11 protein-coding genes are annotated in these 16864 nt (G+C 42.3%); all 11 read right to left on the bottom strand.

Annotation, left to right across the window (positions count from 1 at the left end; all coding sequences use genetic code 11):
* Positions 1-37: 37 nt before the first annotated feature.
* The 11 genes from ACUNWA_RS00930 to ACUNWA_RS00880 all read right to left on the bottom strand — a co-directional run bounded on the left by ACUNWA_RS00930 (position 38) and on the right by ACUNWA_RS00880 (position 16860).
* Positions 38-1069 carry an alpha-L-fucosidase gene (locus ACUNWA_RS00930; protein WP_445589993.1) on the bottom strand — a complete coding sequence of 344 codons (1032 nt, stop codon included), beginning with the start codon at positions 1067-1069 and terminating at the stop codon, positions 38-40.
* A 10-nt stretch (positions 1070-1079) separates the two neighbouring features.
* On the bottom strand, positions 1080-3191 hold the full coding sequence (locus ACUNWA_RS00925) for an alpha-L-fucosidase (RefSeq protein ID WP_445589992.1): 2112 nt from the start codon (positions 3189-3191) through the stop codon (positions 1080-1082).
* A 50-nt stretch (positions 3192-3241) separates the two neighbouring features.
* Complete coding sequence (locus tag ACUNWA_RS00920) at positions 3242-4246, bottom strand: LacI family DNA-binding transcriptional regulator (protein ID WP_445589991.1); 1005 nt, start codon at positions 4244-4246, stop codon at positions 3242-3244.
* 288 nt (positions 4247-4534) lie between these two features.
* Positions 4535-6181 carry a RagB/SusD family nutrient uptake outer membrane protein gene (locus ACUNWA_RS00915; protein ID WP_445589990.1) on the bottom strand — a complete coding sequence of 549 codons (1647 nt, stop codon included), beginning with the start codon at positions 6179-6181 and terminating at the stop codon, positions 4535-4537.
* Between the two features lie 34 nt (positions 6182-6215).
* A complete protein-coding gene (locus tag ACUNWA_RS00910) occupies positions 6216-9572 on the bottom strand; it encodes a TonB-dependent receptor (RefSeq protein WP_445589989.1) in 3357 nt (1118 codons plus the stop codon).
* A gap of 147 nt (positions 9573-9719) precedes the next feature.
* A complete protein-coding gene (locus ACUNWA_RS00905; RefSeq protein ID WP_445589988.1) occupies positions 9720-10700 on the bottom strand; it encodes a FecR family protein in 981 nt (326 codons plus the stop codon).
* Positions 10701-10800: 100 nt separating this feature from the next.
* Positions 10801-11394 (bottom strand): RNA polymerase sigma-70 factor, encoded by a 594-nt coding sequence (locus ACUNWA_RS00900; RefSeq protein ID WP_445589987.1) that lies wholly within the window; start codon positions 11392-11394, stop codon positions 10801-10803.
* Between the two features lie 737 nt (positions 11395-12131).
* On the bottom strand, positions 12132-12995 hold the full coding sequence (locus tag ACUNWA_RS00895; protein ID WP_445589986.1) for an endonuclease/exonuclease/phosphatase family protein: 864 nt from the start codon (positions 12993-12995) through the stop codon (positions 12132-12134).
* A gap of 292 nt (positions 12996-13287) precedes the next feature.
* Positions 13288-14145, bottom strand: a complete 858-nt coding sequence (locus ACUNWA_RS00890) for a metallophosphoesterase family protein (protein WP_445589985.1) — start codon at positions 14143-14145, stop codon at positions 13288-13290.
* 150 nt (positions 14146-14295) lie between these two features.
* Positions 14296-15084: a DUF5018-related domain-containing protein gene (locus ACUNWA_RS00885; RefSeq protein WP_445589984.1), complete on the bottom strand. Its 789-nt coding sequence runs from the start codon at positions 15082-15084 to the stop codon at positions 14296-14298.
* An 18-nt stretch (positions 15085-15102) separates the two neighbouring features.
* Positions 15103-16860 (bottom strand): RagB/SusD family nutrient uptake outer membrane protein, encoded by a 1758-nt coding sequence (locus ACUNWA_RS00880; protein WP_445589983.1) that lies wholly within the window; start codon positions 16858-16860, stop codon positions 15103-15105.
* Positions 16861-16864 lie beyond the last annotated feature (4 nt).

Genomic DNA, 16864 nt, shown 5'->3' with positions numbered 1-16864 from the left:
CATTTCTCATAAAACTAGAACTTGTGAATAGCTAAACTTAGTCTCTCTCCGACAGTTTTAGTTCACCAGAGATATACTTTCCAACTTTCTGAAGTGTTTCAACGTCTACTTCTCGAATCTTTCCTTCATAGTTTGGCCCAACATTAATGGAAAAGATATTTCCATATTCAACAGCTCCCCTATAGTCTTCATACAGATCTTCAGCTGGCTTGCATAGCTTATCATGCTTGGGCAAGGAATAAAACCAGTCGGCCCCACCTTGATGCTTGGGAAGGATGGGATAGGTAAATTCAGCCACTAAAAAATCGTCATAACTATCTTTGAGGTGGTGCTCATTCCATACCGTCGATTTGTCTCCGATAACTCCTGGTTTTCCACGCTCACGAAGGTTTAAACGGCCGGCGGTTTCTCCAGTATTAAAACCAATGAAGCAGTTGGGTTGAAACTGATGAATAAAATCAACAGTTTCTTTGTGCGATAAGCCTCCATCTCCAACGGCATGATCCATCCAGAAAAACTCGATGGGGCCATATTGAGTACAAAGCTCTTTCAATTGTGCCTTTTTCATTTCCGGGTTAGTACCACCTTTCATCCAGCCTCCATCTTCGGCTCCGGGCCAGTTCCAGTCACCTTCAGAAAAATAGAGTGCCAGTTGTATGCCGTATTTATCACACGATTTTTGAAGTTTAGCCAACACATCAACCCCCAGCGGACTGTTGGTCACTTTTTTATCCGTGGTTTCTGTATCCCACAAACAAAATCCATCATGATGCTTAGCCAGAAAAAGGATATATCCCATTCCGGCTTCTTTAGCTACCTTACACCACTGGTCGGTGTCACAGCCCGAAGCTTGAAAAAAAGAAGCATCTTTATCCAATGTTGGTGTCCACTCACTTCCATAAAAGGTACTGAACGACCAGCAGATAAACATGCCGAACTTCATCTCTTTAATTTGTTCTGCTCTAACACTATCGTCAATCCTTTGGGAGTAGTCTGAAGTAGAACTGCCACCACATCCCAACAAGATTAATCCGGCCATTAATAAAGAAAATACACTTCGTGATTTCATCGTTTTTTGTTTATGATTTGGTACCAATAACAAATACCTCAACTTCAGCAAAGGAAGCCAGGCCAGTTTGCCGGACATCCGATCTGGATACCAGTTTAACAAATCGTCCTTCAATGGCATGCTTAAATTTTATCCGCCGACGAATGGGGTTATTTTCAATATTACTGAATGTTCCGATTGCCTTCGGTTCTCCCCAGCTTTTGCCATCCGTGCTTACATAGCAAGCATATTCATAAATAATCCCAGCCTTTTCACCATCCTGACGGGGTAAATAGGAAAAGCCATCCAGCGTTAAATTCGTTCCTAAATCCAATACAATTCCATGCGGATGAGCATGTTTACTTTCAGCTAACCAAAAGGTTTTGGAATCATTATCAATCGCTTTTGCCGAACTGGCCTCCTTCCGGCCGTCCACAGAAACCACGTTCCACTGTGCTTTAGGCACCCCAAATTCGGTGATCATTAAATCCGTTTTGAAACCGGTGGCTTCATCCTGGGCATAAGCATGTACTTTTCCTCCTAAAGGCAGCTTTACCGGGCCTTCGTATTTTTGAAAATCCGTTGATTGGGGTTCTTCTCCAAGCGCATAAAAAACAGAAATTCCTTCAACGGCTTCAAAACTCAGGTTTCCCTGAATATCGAACCGTGCCACAGGATCGGCAACCAAACGAGGGGCGCAGTAAATTCCCAAATTGGAAAGGGTTAAGCAAGGAGCTTCCGTTTCCAAAGTCAAGCGCAGCCTGGATGTTGTTACATCATCAAAACGCAGAATCCGCTTATAGCCAATGGTTGTTCCCTGTGTCAAAGGCTTGTAGTTCCCATTGTCTTCATACTCCACCGTGAATGCACATACCCGTTGCCCCAGGCGGATATACTCCTGAAGCAATAACCGGTTCAGGGTTGTTTCCTGCCCAAAATCAATGGTAAGTGTAGCTTGTTGGATGCTATCATTGGTTGCCCAGTAGCTCTCGGTACTCTCGTCCACACATCGGTCAGCTGCAAATTCGGCCTGTCCTCCCCGGTGGTCACTTGCAGTAAGGGTAGCATTTTCAGCCAGGTTAACCGCAAATTCCCGGTTGACCTGCTCCCTGAATTTCAGTAAAGCTTGCGCATCAACATCTCGAATTTGCCCGGTTGGTGCAATTGCCAATCCTAAATCCAAAGACGACCCCCGACCAATGGAGGTATAGTACAAATCCATCAAATTGGCTAAACTTCTTGGCTGATGTCCGGTGTGAAAATACCATGCTTTGGGCCACAGCAAAGTGGTGTTCACCTCTGCCGGAATCCACTCGTTTCCGTCGGGATCACCTGTTCCCAGCTTTTTCGTATACTCCTGATTTCCCTCTCCGGGAAATTTACCTGCTGTGCTAATTGTATTCCAGTTGGTTTCGCTACCGATGCCCGCTTCGTTTCCAACCCAGCGAACTCCCGGGCCCACATCGCTAAAGATTACCGCATTCGGCTGGTGTTTCTGAACAATGGAAAAGATACTATCGTAGCCATAATAGGTTCTACGATCGATGTTTCGCAGTTCGTTGGCTCCACCGTAATAGCCGGTACCACCACTGGCGCCGTCAATCCAGAACTCGAAGATCTCTCCATATTCAGTCATCAGTTCTTCCAGCTGCCTGTAAAAATAGTGAACATACTCCGGACGCCCGTATTCTGCATGATTTCGATCCCAAGGAGACAGGTAAACCCCCAGTTTTAATCCATACTTTTTACATGATTTTGACAAGTCGTCCAGCACATCGCCTTTGCCGTCTTTCCAAGGGGTGGCTTTCACGGAATAGTCGGTATACTTGCTGGGCCACAAACAAAAACCATCGTGATGTTTAGCCACTAAAATCAGTCCTTTCATGCCTGCCTCACTGGCTACCCGGGCCCACTGGTCGGTATCCAGGTCTGAAGGATTAAACATCTGGGGATCGACATCGCCATAGGCCCATTCCTCTTCAGTATAGGTATTCAGTCCATAACAAACAAGGCTGAAATATTCCATTTCATGCCATTGCAACTGTCCCTTGCTTGGCACAGGCCCATAGGGTTTAGGAGGATCAATTTGTTGTACACAAGAGCTCAGAAGGAGCAACACAATAAGCAGGTGATTGATTTTCATAGTTTTATTTAGTGAGTTTCTCGATTAATAGTTTCTATTTTAGATTTCGTTTAACACGATTGTCTTCTTAAAATGGATGCCGGTAAAATTTGTTCTTCCACTCGCGTTTCTGAAGCGTCGATTTTCGCCAGCAACATTTGCCACGAAACGTCTGCCATCAGCTCAATCGGCTGGCTCACCGTAGTCAACTCCGGATCAATGGCAACTCCCATTGGATCATTATCAAAGCCCACCACAGCCACATCTTCAGGAACCCTGAATCCGGCGCCTTTCAAGTATTTAATCGCTCCAATGCCAACGTCATCACCAACAGCCAAAATAGCATCCGGCTTTCGGGATAATGCCATCAACTTTTTCGCTCCGTCCATTCCATCTTTCATGAAAAAATCGCCGCGAACCAATAGCTCTTCCTGAAATTCCAGACCAACATCAAGCAACGCTTGTTTGTAGCCTTCCAGACGCTCCTGATAAACATTGAGTTCAATGGAGCCAGTAATGAATGCAATTCGCTTTTTATTCTTGCTGCTTATGAGCTTTACCGCTTCGTAAGCCCCCTGATGGTTATCAACAACAACCTTTGGAACCGCTTCCTGAGCAGGTACCCGGTCGAAAAACACCAAAGGAATATCCTCTTGTTTGAAGGCGTCAAAATGTGCTCCTGTAGTGGTTTCCTTCGACACAGAGGCCATTACTCCGGCCACCCGGTTGTCAATTAAGGCTTCAACATTTCGCTTCTCGGTGGCTTCTTGCTCATTGGACTGAAAAACCATAACGGAATATCCTGACTGGCTGGCTCTTTCGGACACCTCGGAGATAAATTTGGCAAAAAAATGGTGCTGAATATTGGGTACCAATACGCCTATGGTATTGCTCCGTCTGTTTCGAAATCCCTGCGCCAAACGATTGGGTCGATAGCCCATCTCTGCCGCTTTATCCCAAACCTTTTTGCGGGTTTCTTCGCGAATGGACTTACTGTTGCGCAAGGCCAGCGAAACAGTGGTGTGATGTACGCCTAATTCATGAGCGATATCTTTAATGGTAATGGTCTTTTTCATGCGCTGGTATCAAGATAACAAAACTGCAGTTCTCACGTGAGAATTCCAAGCACCTCACAAAAAAATTCTACATTTATTCTGCAAACTCATTCCTACCCGACTTGATAACCTTTAGAATTTAGACCCCAAAACATTGCCAACAAAAAAACCGCCTCTGTAAAAAAGGCGGTTTTCCGTTTCTTTGGATTTTATAAACACATGGATCAATTGAGCACTACTTTGGCAACCACCGGCTGATGATCCAAATGGTATTTCTGATCATAACTGTCTATTAACACGAATCTATGATCAATAACCTGAATTTTGAGTCATAGCCCCCTGACTCAGATCCATCTGCGTCTGGGGAATAGGCTGATATTCGTGTTTCCCTGCAACAAACTTAGCATTGACCAAGTGGGAACGAAGTTGTTTTTCGCTTTCAAAATAGCTATTCATCACTTCATCTGCGATGCCCCACCGAACAAGGTCAAAGAACCGATGTCCTTCGTGTGCAAACTCAAGGCGACGCTCAGCACGCAAGGCTGTTAGAGCTGCATCTTTTGATCCAAATGCTGTTTGATAGCGGTCAATTGTATAGTTAGCTGCATCAGCAGTGCCATCCATGGTTTTTACATAAACACCATCGCGGGCACGTTCCCGAACCATATTGATGTAAGTACGGCCTGTTTCAAGGTCATTGGTTTCAATAGCCGCTTCAGCACGCCAAAGGAGTACATCAGCGTAACGAATGATGTAGTAGTTCAACGCAGTAATGTATGGCCATACCGCAAGGTAGTCTGGCGAATTGGTTGATAACAGCCTTTTCTTGGTGATGTGCGGCCCATATACCGAAGCTTCGCGTGGTGTCCAGTCATAAACCTGAATATCGAGGAATGGAATACCGTGGCGTCCCAATGTATGGTCGAGGCGTGGGTCTATCGGATCAGAGTCTTCAAGCATGGCATTATCGTGAGCTGGCAAACCATTGGCATCAGTTTTAAAGGCATTGACCAGGTTTTGTGATGGACGAAGGAATCCATAGCCTGCATAAGGACCTCCGGGCGACATCAAGCGGTCACCAATGGAACCATTGTAATTGCTGGGCGATCCATCATTAATCGAATGCTGTACGGCAAATACAATCTCTGAACCATTGTCATTGTCTGGTAAAAAGACATCGCTGAAGTTGGCCATCAAACTGTATTTTTGAGATGTAATAACCGCATCGGTTTCGGTAATGACATCATCCCATTTTTTCTGAAAGAGGTAGCATTTGGCCAGGTAAGCCTTTGCTGCCCATTTAACCGGGCGTCCAGGTTCTGTTTGATCTCCGGGAAGTACTTGAGCCGCAGCTTTAAAATCATCTTCAATTTTTGCCCATTGTTGCTCGTTCGTTAAATCGGAATTCGAAAGATCGTAGAAGTCTTCCTTCGTAACAATTGTTTCGTCAATGTAGCAAATATTGCCATAGATTTTTTTGGCTTCAAAATGATAATGCCCGCGTAGAAAACGCATTTCAGCAAGACGCTGTTCTTTTAATGACGCGTCAAATTCTTCGCTATCGTTGAGCAGGCGAATGGCAAGGTTTGCACGACGAATTCCTTCATATAAAGCCAGCCATTTACGTTCCACATCTTTTATGGTTGGATCAGTGGCAAAGATCTCCATCAGATGAATTTGATTTTGGTCTCCCGTACCTCCACCACCTTTGTAAGCATCATCGGAAACAACATCGCCAAAACTCCAGTTCGAAGCTGGAGAATTATAGGCATTGGATGCTTCGTCGAATTGACCATTCAATACAGAATAAGCTGAAATAACGATCTTTTCAACATTTTCAGGTTTTAAAATCTGATCGGGTGAAAGCTCTCCAATTGGGCTTTCCTCCAGGAAGCTATCACTACAACTACTTACAAGGAATACGCTTAGAATCAGAAAATATATAATTCGTTTCATGATAATTTCTTTTTTATGGTTCACTGATTAAAGATTAAAATCCAAGGTTTACACCAAAGGTGAATGTTCGGGAAGGAGGATATAATCCACGGTCAACACCAATATCCAGGTTGCGGTGTTCCGAGCTGTAGTTCTGTAAGCCAACTTCCGGATCCAGTCCATCGTAGCCGGTGATGGTAAATAAATTTTGGATTTGAACGTAAACACGAAGTTTATTGCTGTGAATGCGTGATGCCAGTTTGTCAAGTGAGTAACCGATAGTTAGGTTTTTGAGGCGCACATACGAAGCATCAGAAATGTAATAGGATGAAGGGCGGATATTGTTGTTGGTATCATCCAAGGATAAACGCGGAACTGTTCCCCCTGTGTTATCTGTACTCCAGGCATCGTGCACATGGTCAAGCTTGTTGTAAGCCGAAAGGTTGAAGAAATCTCCGTAGTAACGAGTCAGATCCCAAACTTCGTTGCCAAAGCTACCATTGAAGAACAAAGCAGCATCCAGATTTTTATACTGGAAGCCAAGATTCAACCCCAAAGTAAAATCAGGATGTGGGTTTCCAATGAAGCCACGATCATCACCATCTAAAATACCATCTTTATCGGAGTCTTCAAATTTAAGGTCTCCGGGTTTGGCATTCGGCTGAACTTTATGCGCATCAATTTCTGCTTGGCTTTGGAAAATGCCCAGGCTATGATAGCCATAAAATGAAGAAATTGGTTGCCCAACCTCTGAGCGGGAAGTTTCCTGGTCGAAGTTGACACTATGCAGGTAAGAGCCTGGCAAAGCGATGAAATCAATATCGTCAGGCAGACTGGTCAATTCATTTTTAATGTGAGCTACATTTAAGCTGGCATTCCAGGAGAAATCCCCTTTGCGAACACTTTGGTAGTCGATCAGCAACTCAATACCTTTGTTTTCCATCTCTCCCACATTGTCCCATACCGTTTGGTTAGTACCTCCAGCTACCGGAGGAAGCGGACGCTCCAGAAGTAGGTCTTTGGTTTTCTTGAAAAAGTAATCGGCAGTAACACTTAACCGGTTATCAAAGAATCCTAAATCCAATCCAATGTTGGTCTGAGTTGTTGTTTCCCATTTCAGATCGGCATTTCCATTCCGACTTTGAGTGAAGCCATTGTAAACAGAGCTTTGAGCACCGTCAATCGCGTAGTTCGAATGGTAGGCGTTGGTGTAATAACTTTCAATTGTGGCGTAAGGAGGAACATCCTGATTCCCGTTTTGTCCCCAACCTAAACGTAACTTCAGGTTATTGATAATGCCTTTAGTGAAAAAAGCTTCTTCGCTAATTCGCCATCCGGCAGAAAGAGCAGGGAAGTTGCCCCACTTGTTGTTGCCCAATTTTGAAGAGCCATCACGACGGAAGGTGAATGAGAAAAGGTAACGACTGTCGTATGCATAATCGGCTTTTCCGAAATAAGAAGTCAGTGAGGAGTTTAAGCCACTGCCCGAGTTCTTCTGAGTTCCACCATCTCCGGCATCCAGGTAGCGGAAGTTTTCTTCTTCATACGGAAAGCCCTCACGCGAAGCACTGTTTATTTCATAAGTTGATTCGATTGCTTCCATACCCCCTAAAAGATCAATCTGGTGCTTGTCATTAATCCGGGTGCTATAGGCAACCGTATTAGTCCAAATCCAATCAAACTTCCAGCTATTGGTTGTTGACAAGGTGCTAATAGTACTAGGGTTATGTGCACCAGTTTCCTGAAATTTAGGACTGAAATTTCTTCTGTAATAATTGGAGTAGTCGGCTCCAAAGTTTGTTTTTAACTTCAGACCTTTGATTATTTCCAGCTCAGCATAAATATTTCCAAAAAATTTGAGTCGTTTGTGAGTATTGTCCTGGTTGTGGAAAAGCTTGGCATAAGGATTTCGGATATCGCTTAAAAAGGCTCCGGCAAAGTTGCCATCCAGATCGTAAACAGGAGCAATTGATGGATACTTATAAGCATCATAAACCACGCTTCCCAAAACACTATTTGTTTGCGCTTCGTTAGACCACGAGTGCGACAGTGAAAGGTTTTCGCCAATAGTCAAACGGTCAAAGAACCTGTATTCAGAATTGTAGCGTGCGTTTATCCGTTTAAAATCGGTGAATTTAATAACCCCTTCCTGATCGAAATAACCCAATGAGAATGATTGGTTGGAATTATCTCTTCCGTTGGAAATACTTAGGTTATAGGATTGAACCAGTGCATTTTGCTGAATTTGGTCCACCCAATTTAAATCGGTTGATGGCACTCGGCTGTTTTCATCCAAGAACGCAGGGATTGTTGGGGTGGCACTTGTTCCGTAAATGTCACTTACAGGTGTTTTTCCATCATTCTCGTGGGCTTTCCATAACAGGTCGCCATAGTCTTTTGCATTCAGTGGGTTAAGTTGCTTGGCCGATGCTTGCACGCCCCAGTAAGCATCGAAGCTAACGCGAGCATCTCCTTTTTCTCCTTTTTTAGTCGTGATGATGATCACCCCATTGGCAGCCCGCGAACCATAAATAGATGCTGAAGAAGCATCTTTCAAAATCTGAAGTGATTCGATGTCATTAGGATTGATCATGTTAATTCCGGATTCGACAGGAACTCCATCGATAACATACAGCGGATCATTGTTCCGAATTGTACTAAAACCCCGAACCCGAACTGACACGCCTCCACCTGGAGCATAATCACCAACTACATTAACTCCAGCCATCCGGCCTTGAAGCATCTGATCAACTCCGGCTACCGGTGTTCCTGCCAAATCTTCAACATCAACGGTTGAAACAGCACCTGTTAAATCTGCTTTTTTAACGGTTCCATAGCCAATCGCAACGACTTCTTCAATGCCAATGGTTTCGTCTTGTAAAACAACATTGATTGTGCTGCGTCCGGCTACTGATACTTCTTGCAATTGCATCCCCACAAATGAGAAAACCAAAACAGCATCTACCGGAACATTGGGTAATTCGTAAAAGCCTTCCCCGTCAGTGATGGTTCCGCTTGACGTGCCTTTGACCATAACGGTTGCTCCGGGGATAGATTCTCCGGAACTGTTAGTCACCGTACCTTTTACCGCTTGTTGTTGAACGGTTGTTTTTTCAGTGATGACTACATTCTTGCCAACAAATTCAAACTGGTAGCCATTGGGGCTTAGAACTTCGTCCAATATTGTTTCTACGGTCGCATTTCTCACTGAAATATTAATATTCCGTTCGTCATTTAAGAGATTGCTGGGAACAAGAAAACCAATGTTGAGTTGATTCTCAATTTCTTCAAAAACCTCCGTCAGACTAACGTTTTCAAAACTCATAGTTAGTTTGGCGGTTTGTGAACTGCCGGTATTAGCTTTGGCCAACATGGCTGAAATCAAAATTAAAAAGACAACTAAACGCATCATGAGATACCATTTTTTCAAGTAACAACGGGATATTAACCCGTAGAATACAGATTTTTTTTTCATAATTTTGTCCTATTATTTTTATTAAAACTCAAGGGATTGGTAGTCCCTTATTCCAGCGGGCAATATTGGTAGTATTGCCCGTTTTTATTTCAAATAGATTAAGTCGGGCTCCGGGAACCTTTCTTTTCGTTCAACTCCCATTGGAATTGAAATTTTAAGCATTTTGATGACTTCGCCAATAGAAGTCTCTCGGTTTATAGTTCCAGAAAAACGATAGCTATCGGCAAGTTTTGAATTTTGATAAATAAACTGGACATGGTAGATTTTTTCCAGTTGCTTGGTTATATCTCCAAGAGTTTCGTCCCTGAAAATTATTTTCCCATCTTTCCAGGCGACATAAAGATTCGTGTTTACTTCACTTATCGTGACGGTATTTTTTTGCGTATTTAGCTCAAGCATTTGATTGGGATTTAACAGGTATTTTTCCCCTGAATTAGGTTGAAATTCTACCTGTCCTTCAACCAAGGTCGTTTGATAGATTGGAGCTCCATTTTGGGCCAAAACGTTAAATTTGGTTCCAAGCACTTTTATTTGAGCCAGGTCTGTTTTTACAATAAATGGTTTGTCGGGTTGTCGGGTAACATCAAAATAAGCTTCTCCATTGAGTAGCACTTCCCGCTTGTTGGCATTGAATCCATTATCGTAGTTCAGGGAAGATCCCGGACGCAGGTAAACCAAAGTTTGATCTGGAAGCGTGATTACTGAATTGGCGTAGGGGGTTGCACTAATTGAAAAATCCTGCATGGCTGTCTGATTTTGCTTTTGGTAGAAGAAGTGAGCTCCCCACCATCCCAGGTTTAAAACCAGAAGAGCAATAACGGCATAACGAAAAATAAAAGAGGCATTAAGTCTTTTGGAGTGGCTACTACTTGCAGTAGGTGATGACTGAATCTTTTCCCAGGTATCTGTAAAAGAGACTGCCGGTTTTTTTTCGACTATCTGCCCTGACCAAGACCAGAGCTTATGTAGATCAGCAAATTCTTGTGCGTTTTGGTTATCGTCAAGCCACTGGTCGAATTCCTTTAGCTCATCGTGCTTGGCCTGCCGTTGACAAAAACGTGACATGATTTCATGGATGTTTCGCATTCGTTGAATGTGTTTGTTATAAAAACACCAACAGGAAGTTGAACCCTACATGTATTGATGAAAAAAAAATAGATTTATTTTAGATCAGGCTTAAATAGAATAAAATGGGGAGTTTAGGTGCTGCTTCTTTCGATGTTAAATAAGGAGCAAGTTCTTCCCGAAGCTGCTTAAGTGCACGCGTTATATTGGCTTCAACAGCTTTAACTGAAATATCCAATATGGCTGCAATTTCGTTGTTACTCAAATCTTCAAAACGACTTAATTGGAATACCTTCTTGCATTTTGGGCTCAAGGCCTGAATGGCTTGTTGAACTTTTTCAAACAGTTCCTGGTAAAGCAAAATATCTTCACCTGTCTTTTCAAGCAGTTTATGACTAATTGAGTTGATTATATACTCTGGTTGATCCGTTGTTTGAAATTGTCTTTTTCGTTGCCGAATGACATTCAGACTGCGATTGCGGACGAGAATGAAAAGGTAGTTTTTAATCTCATCGTCGTTTTGCAAATGGATTTCGTTTTCCCAAAGTTTGATGAAAGCATCCTGAACGACACTCTTGGCATCCTCCTCATGATAAAGGAAACGTTGGGCAATGTCATAGTAAATGTGAAAGAAACGGTTGTATATCGTTTCAAACTCATTTTTCTGAAGAGGTTTTAGTTTTTTGGTAGCCATATAGCAAGCAATCTTTACAAAACTATGAAAAATATTTTCTTCCCTTCCTGTTTTTTAACAAGCCTATTCGCTGCATTGTTGAATTCATGGTTAAGGTACCTGTTTTTTTCTGTATTTATTATAGTTTCATGAAACAAACAGCGCACAAACAAAGAATGACTCAAAACTAAGTGTTGAAGTTTGCCTTAAGCTTAAGGCAATGTCAAATCTGGTTATTACCAGTAAGCAGAGGGTTCAAACAACACTGTATCAACTGAAATGACAATGCAATGAGTAGAAAAGACTTGGGAGGAAGATGGCTCTGGCTAACCTGCCTAAACCATATAGTGTATATTTGTTGACCTCATTTTAACGAAACAATATCTTTGTGTAAAGAGGATTCTTAATGACGATTGAACAATTTATTCCAACCGAGATTGTCTACTTTTTCCGTAGCTGATTGTGTTAGAACAATGCCATCATCTGAGGAGACAACGAGAGCGAATTGCTTGGAACCGAACGTATGTTTATCTCCCCATTTAGCTGCTTGTCCTGTGTGCGGAACGGATACTTTAAATGCTCTTCGCTCTCGTTGAAGCTAAATATCGATTGTGCTTGCCATTAGCAAAAGATACTACTGTTGCACAAATTAACAGGAAAGTTGGTGCAATGCCCCTCAACGCGGCACATAGACCGTTGTAACAAAAAACCGCCTCTTTAGAAGGGCGGTTTCTCTATTTATTTGATTTCGTGTTCTATTAATCAATCACCACTTTGGCAACAACAGGTTGGTGATCGGACGGGTATTTTTGATCGTAACTATCCGTTAAAACACCGTAAGACGACACCGTAACATCCTTGCTAACAAAAACATAATCAATCCGTTTGTCCATTGGCGCATTAAAATTGAAACTATTGAACGTTCCTTCAGGGCCATAGGGAGGCATTTTTGTTGCCTTGTAGGAATCGTTCAAAAAGCCACTAATGGTCTGAATTTGTTCTGTTTCGGGTGTCGAATTTAAATCGCCCATGAAAACAACGGGTCCATCTCCTGCGATTTCCTTCATCTTCTCAACAACCAAAATACCGGATTGACGCTGTGCCTCAACAGCCTGATGATCAAAATGTGCATTAAAAATAAAAAACGTTTTTGCCGTCAGTTTGTCTTTGAACTTTCCCCATGAACAAATACGTCGATGCTTGGCTTCCCAGCCGTAAGACGGTTCATCAGGCGTTTCACTCAGCCAAAAATCACCATTGCCAAGCAAGTCAAACCGCGATTTTTTATAGAAGATTGCCGAATGTTCTCCGTCTTGCTTGCCATCGTCACGCCCCACACCCGTAAACGCGAACTCCGACATCTCCGAAAGGTCGTTTAACTGGCCAATCAATCCCTCTTGGGTACCAAAAATATCAAACTCGTGATAGCGAATCAGCGCTTTCACCTGTTCCTTCCGGTTGGGCCAGGCATTTTCACCATCATTGGGGTTGTTGTAACGAAGGTTGAAGGTCGCAATAACCAGCTCAGGGTCTGGCTGATTAGCATTCGAAGTAGTTTGTTTACCGGTACATGCGGCAAAAGCCAGCATCACAAAAATTGAGAAAAGGAATTTTATCTTCATCGTTATAAATTATGAAGGACGAATGGAAATTTCAATCATCCGTCCTTGTGGTTATCCAATCAGTTATTTAAGCCTAAACACTCATTGCTCAATTTATTCCCATCCTTGATTTTATCCAAACTTCGATTTATCAAAACATCTTCCTCCTACGTTACCGTCCAGTCTATGAAACAACAAATCTAAAATACACTAAAAAACTAGCAAAAAACAGTATTGAATTACATTTTCAGAAAAACGATCAACCGAAAGAAGATCATTTTACTCTGTTTTTCTTCAGAAAAACATGGGCCACTTATTTACTTACCTCCCAACCGTAATCAACATATTCCCAGCTAAATTCATTGCTTTTGCATTCAACCTGTAAAAATCCTTCTTCTGTACCATGGTAATCGCCTCCCCACCAGCTTGCAGAAACAGCACCGGCAGTAATAAATTGGATACCTAATATTTTGATCTCCTCATAAAGGTGCTGATGCCCCTGAAGAACCAGCTTTAGATTTCGTTCTTTAAACATGTCCAAGATCTCTTTCGAATTTGAAAATGTATCGGCACTGGTATATCGACCTTGAAGCGCTACATAGTACAACGATATAAAAGGGACATGGGCTACAACAACAATAGGCGTTTCCTGATCAACTTGCTTCAAATCTTCAGCAAGCCATTCTTTTTGTTTGTCACCGACAACCGAGTTACTGGTATTCAACACAACAAAGTGCCACCCCTTATGATCAAACGAATAATAGCTTTTATTCAGGTACTGCTCAAAGAGCCCTTCGTTATATAACGGATCATTTTTATCACACCCCCAAAAACGATCATGATTTCCAATTGCAGCATAATAATCGAGCCCAACAGCCGAAGTGACTTTACTATAACGATCATATAACTCAAATGCCGTTTCGGCATCCTTTCCTAATCCATCCACATCCACTTGATCTCCACCTGTAATAATAAAATCAACGCCTTTTGATTTTGCAGCATTGATCGCTTTTTCCAAACCCTGGAAACAATTGTTATCACCTTTATTCAGATGTATGTCAGTAAAAAAGGCAAACTTAAATTTTCCATTTCTTTTATTCCCATTTGAAGCTTCTGTATTGGCGCTAAAAACAAGGAATAGCAGAGTTGTAATTAAAAGAATATTCTTCATAGTTTTATGCTTATTTGTATTACGATCGAACTCCCTTTCCAAATCATCAGTTGTCCGATAAAAATGGTGTGCTATATATCTAAAATTGAAAAACAGATCCGTCAGAGACGGACCTGCTTAAATTCAGATTTATCTATTCAAGATTAAACCCTATTTTTTATAAAAAGATAACGGATAGCTATCCCAACCACTGTAACCAGAAAATGCAGCATCAAAATTCAGCTCGAGCGAGTTCAGGTTATAAGTCCCAGCCGGGCCTGCCTCGTATGTCATATTCGAACCATAAGATGAGAAACTAACGGTTTTCAATAAGGTAACCTCTCCGATAAAGGTTGATTCATCAAATGCGCCTAACTCAAGCTCCAGCTCGATCACAGCATTCCCATCTGCCCAGAAATTAAGGGTTAATTTAATTTTATTGCAGTCGCCATCCAGCTGTTCGCCAGTAACTATAGTTGGGCTATAACTAGGAAAAGGTTCATCATCACAAGCCAAATCAGCACCCGTCCATAAATTGGCCAGGCAGCTGATATCAGGTAGGTTGGGATCTTGCATAATAGAAATAGTCCATTCTGCAGAATTTCCCGATGGCGCTGTCACCCGGTACTTCCGAGGACTGGTATAGTCTCCATAAGTACCAAGCTCAGGAGCTTCTCCAAGCGGAGTTATCTGACATCCATCTTCAGTACGGGTACTCACCCATATCCGCTCCATACTCATGAATGTTTTAAGATAGACTGTTATCGTTTTATCCTCTGTATTTATCTCCTCTAATGTTACAGGGAGTGTTTGAAAAAGGCCAGTCTCGCTCATTAATCCAACCTTGATGGACGATATATCTGGATTATCTGGCAACACATCAACGTTCACATCAACCGGCTGCATACACCCGGACAACAGCATCGTTAGTATCAGATTTATAAATATTATTTTTTTCATTTTCTTATCTTTTTAGAATTAATTCCACCCAAATATTTGCTCTAAATTTGGATTCAACAATACTTCACTTGAAGGCACAGGACGATAATAATATTGAGGTTCCTGGAATGTTCCTAAACCATTTTGCTCAATCTTAAACATGATATGCCCCGATTTTCCATTCTCCAAGTACAACGGTGAATCATCCGAGTTGGCAAGCAAGATAGTTACTCCAGCAGGAAGGTTTGCAGGTTGATTAGAGCCATCGTCACTAATAAAGTAGTCGGCTTCCCCATCTCCTGTAATATCCACTAATCCAGTAGAAGGGACATAAATTCCTTGCTGTGCTTTTTCAAATACTGTTCCCTGTTTCCAACGCATCATATCGGTATAGCGGAATCCTTCAGCAAACAACTCCACACGTCTTTCACGACGAATCTCCAGTAATTCTGCTTTCTGCGAAGTAGTGATGCCCGGATTCTGTGCGTCCAGTACTGGGTCGACCGGTGGGTTAAGACTCAAATGCCCAACTCCAACGCGATCACGTAGCAGATTGATCGTCAAATCCAAATCATTTTGTGTAAGCGTCTCCAATTCAGCTTTTGCTTCAGCATAAATCAATAATACTTCAGCATATCGATACAAAGGCAGGTCAGTATGTACAGTCATGTAACCATCCCAGTGCGTATCTTCTTCTTTAGGCATAAACTTAATCTGCCCGTAGCCTCCGGTTTTTCCCAGAGAAAGTTTGTAGGGAGAGTTACGTCCTGGCAAAGTATAGCCCGGCATCATTAAAGATTGTTTCATACGCGGATCGCGATCTGTAAAGATATCGTTCAGCGGAGTAATCTCAGTTTCAGCTTTAGGAACAAATGTACCATCTAGTTTTAGGTAGCTATCGGCCATACTTCGGCTAATTCCATTCTCGAAATCAAGTACCAGTTCCGCACCATGTTCTTTTTTATCATCTTCATACTCTTTAAACATGATCATTTCCGGGTTCTCAGCCAGGTTCGCACCTCCATTAAAAAGATTTGCATACGATTCGTCAGGTCCGCCAACTGTACTAATAGCGAATTCCCCACTTTGCATAATCGCATTTGCAGCTTCAACGGCTTTATTCAAGAAATAAGCAGGTTCCTTAGTGACATGCAGGTCGGTTTCGCCGGCATGGTACTTCCGATAAGTTCCTTCATAAAGACAAAAGCGAGCCAGTTGAGCATAGGCCACCCACTTTGAAAGCATAACCTTGCTCTCTTCATTGGTGAGGTTTTGAGTTGCAAAATCCAGATCTGCAATAATGGAATCAACCACCATTTCGCGGGTATCACGTCCTTTATAAAGTTCCTCTTCGTCATTGGTATTCAACACATGCGAGTACCAAGGGACATCACTATATGTTTTTACCATACCAATATAGAAACGCGCCCGGGCAAAATGCCCCATCGCACCGTATTTGCTAATTTCCTCTGGCAGTCCTTCTGCATTCTTGTAATTGTCCAGAAAGTAATTGATAGAACGTAACTGTCCCCAACCCCAACCGCCAATATTGTCGGATGTTACGGCTCCCAGCATTAGGCTTTTAATGCTTCCTTTCTCAACAGTTGTATTATCTGAAGGCCGATCCCAGTATGAGGGGTTGATATAATCATAGAACTGGTAACTGTAAGTCTTCAAGTCATCCACATTACTGAAAAAGTTTTTTTCAGTAATATCGGACTGAGGGAATCGCTCCAAGTGCTCATCATTACAAGCAAACAGAAGCGTCAATATGAATAAAATGCCTATTTTTTTCATTGTC

This window comes from Sunxiuqinia sp. sy24 (assembly GCF_052677165.1).
The sequence above is the reverse complement of the archived record's forward strand: the minus strand, read 5'-3'. Positions and strand labels throughout refer to the sequence as shown.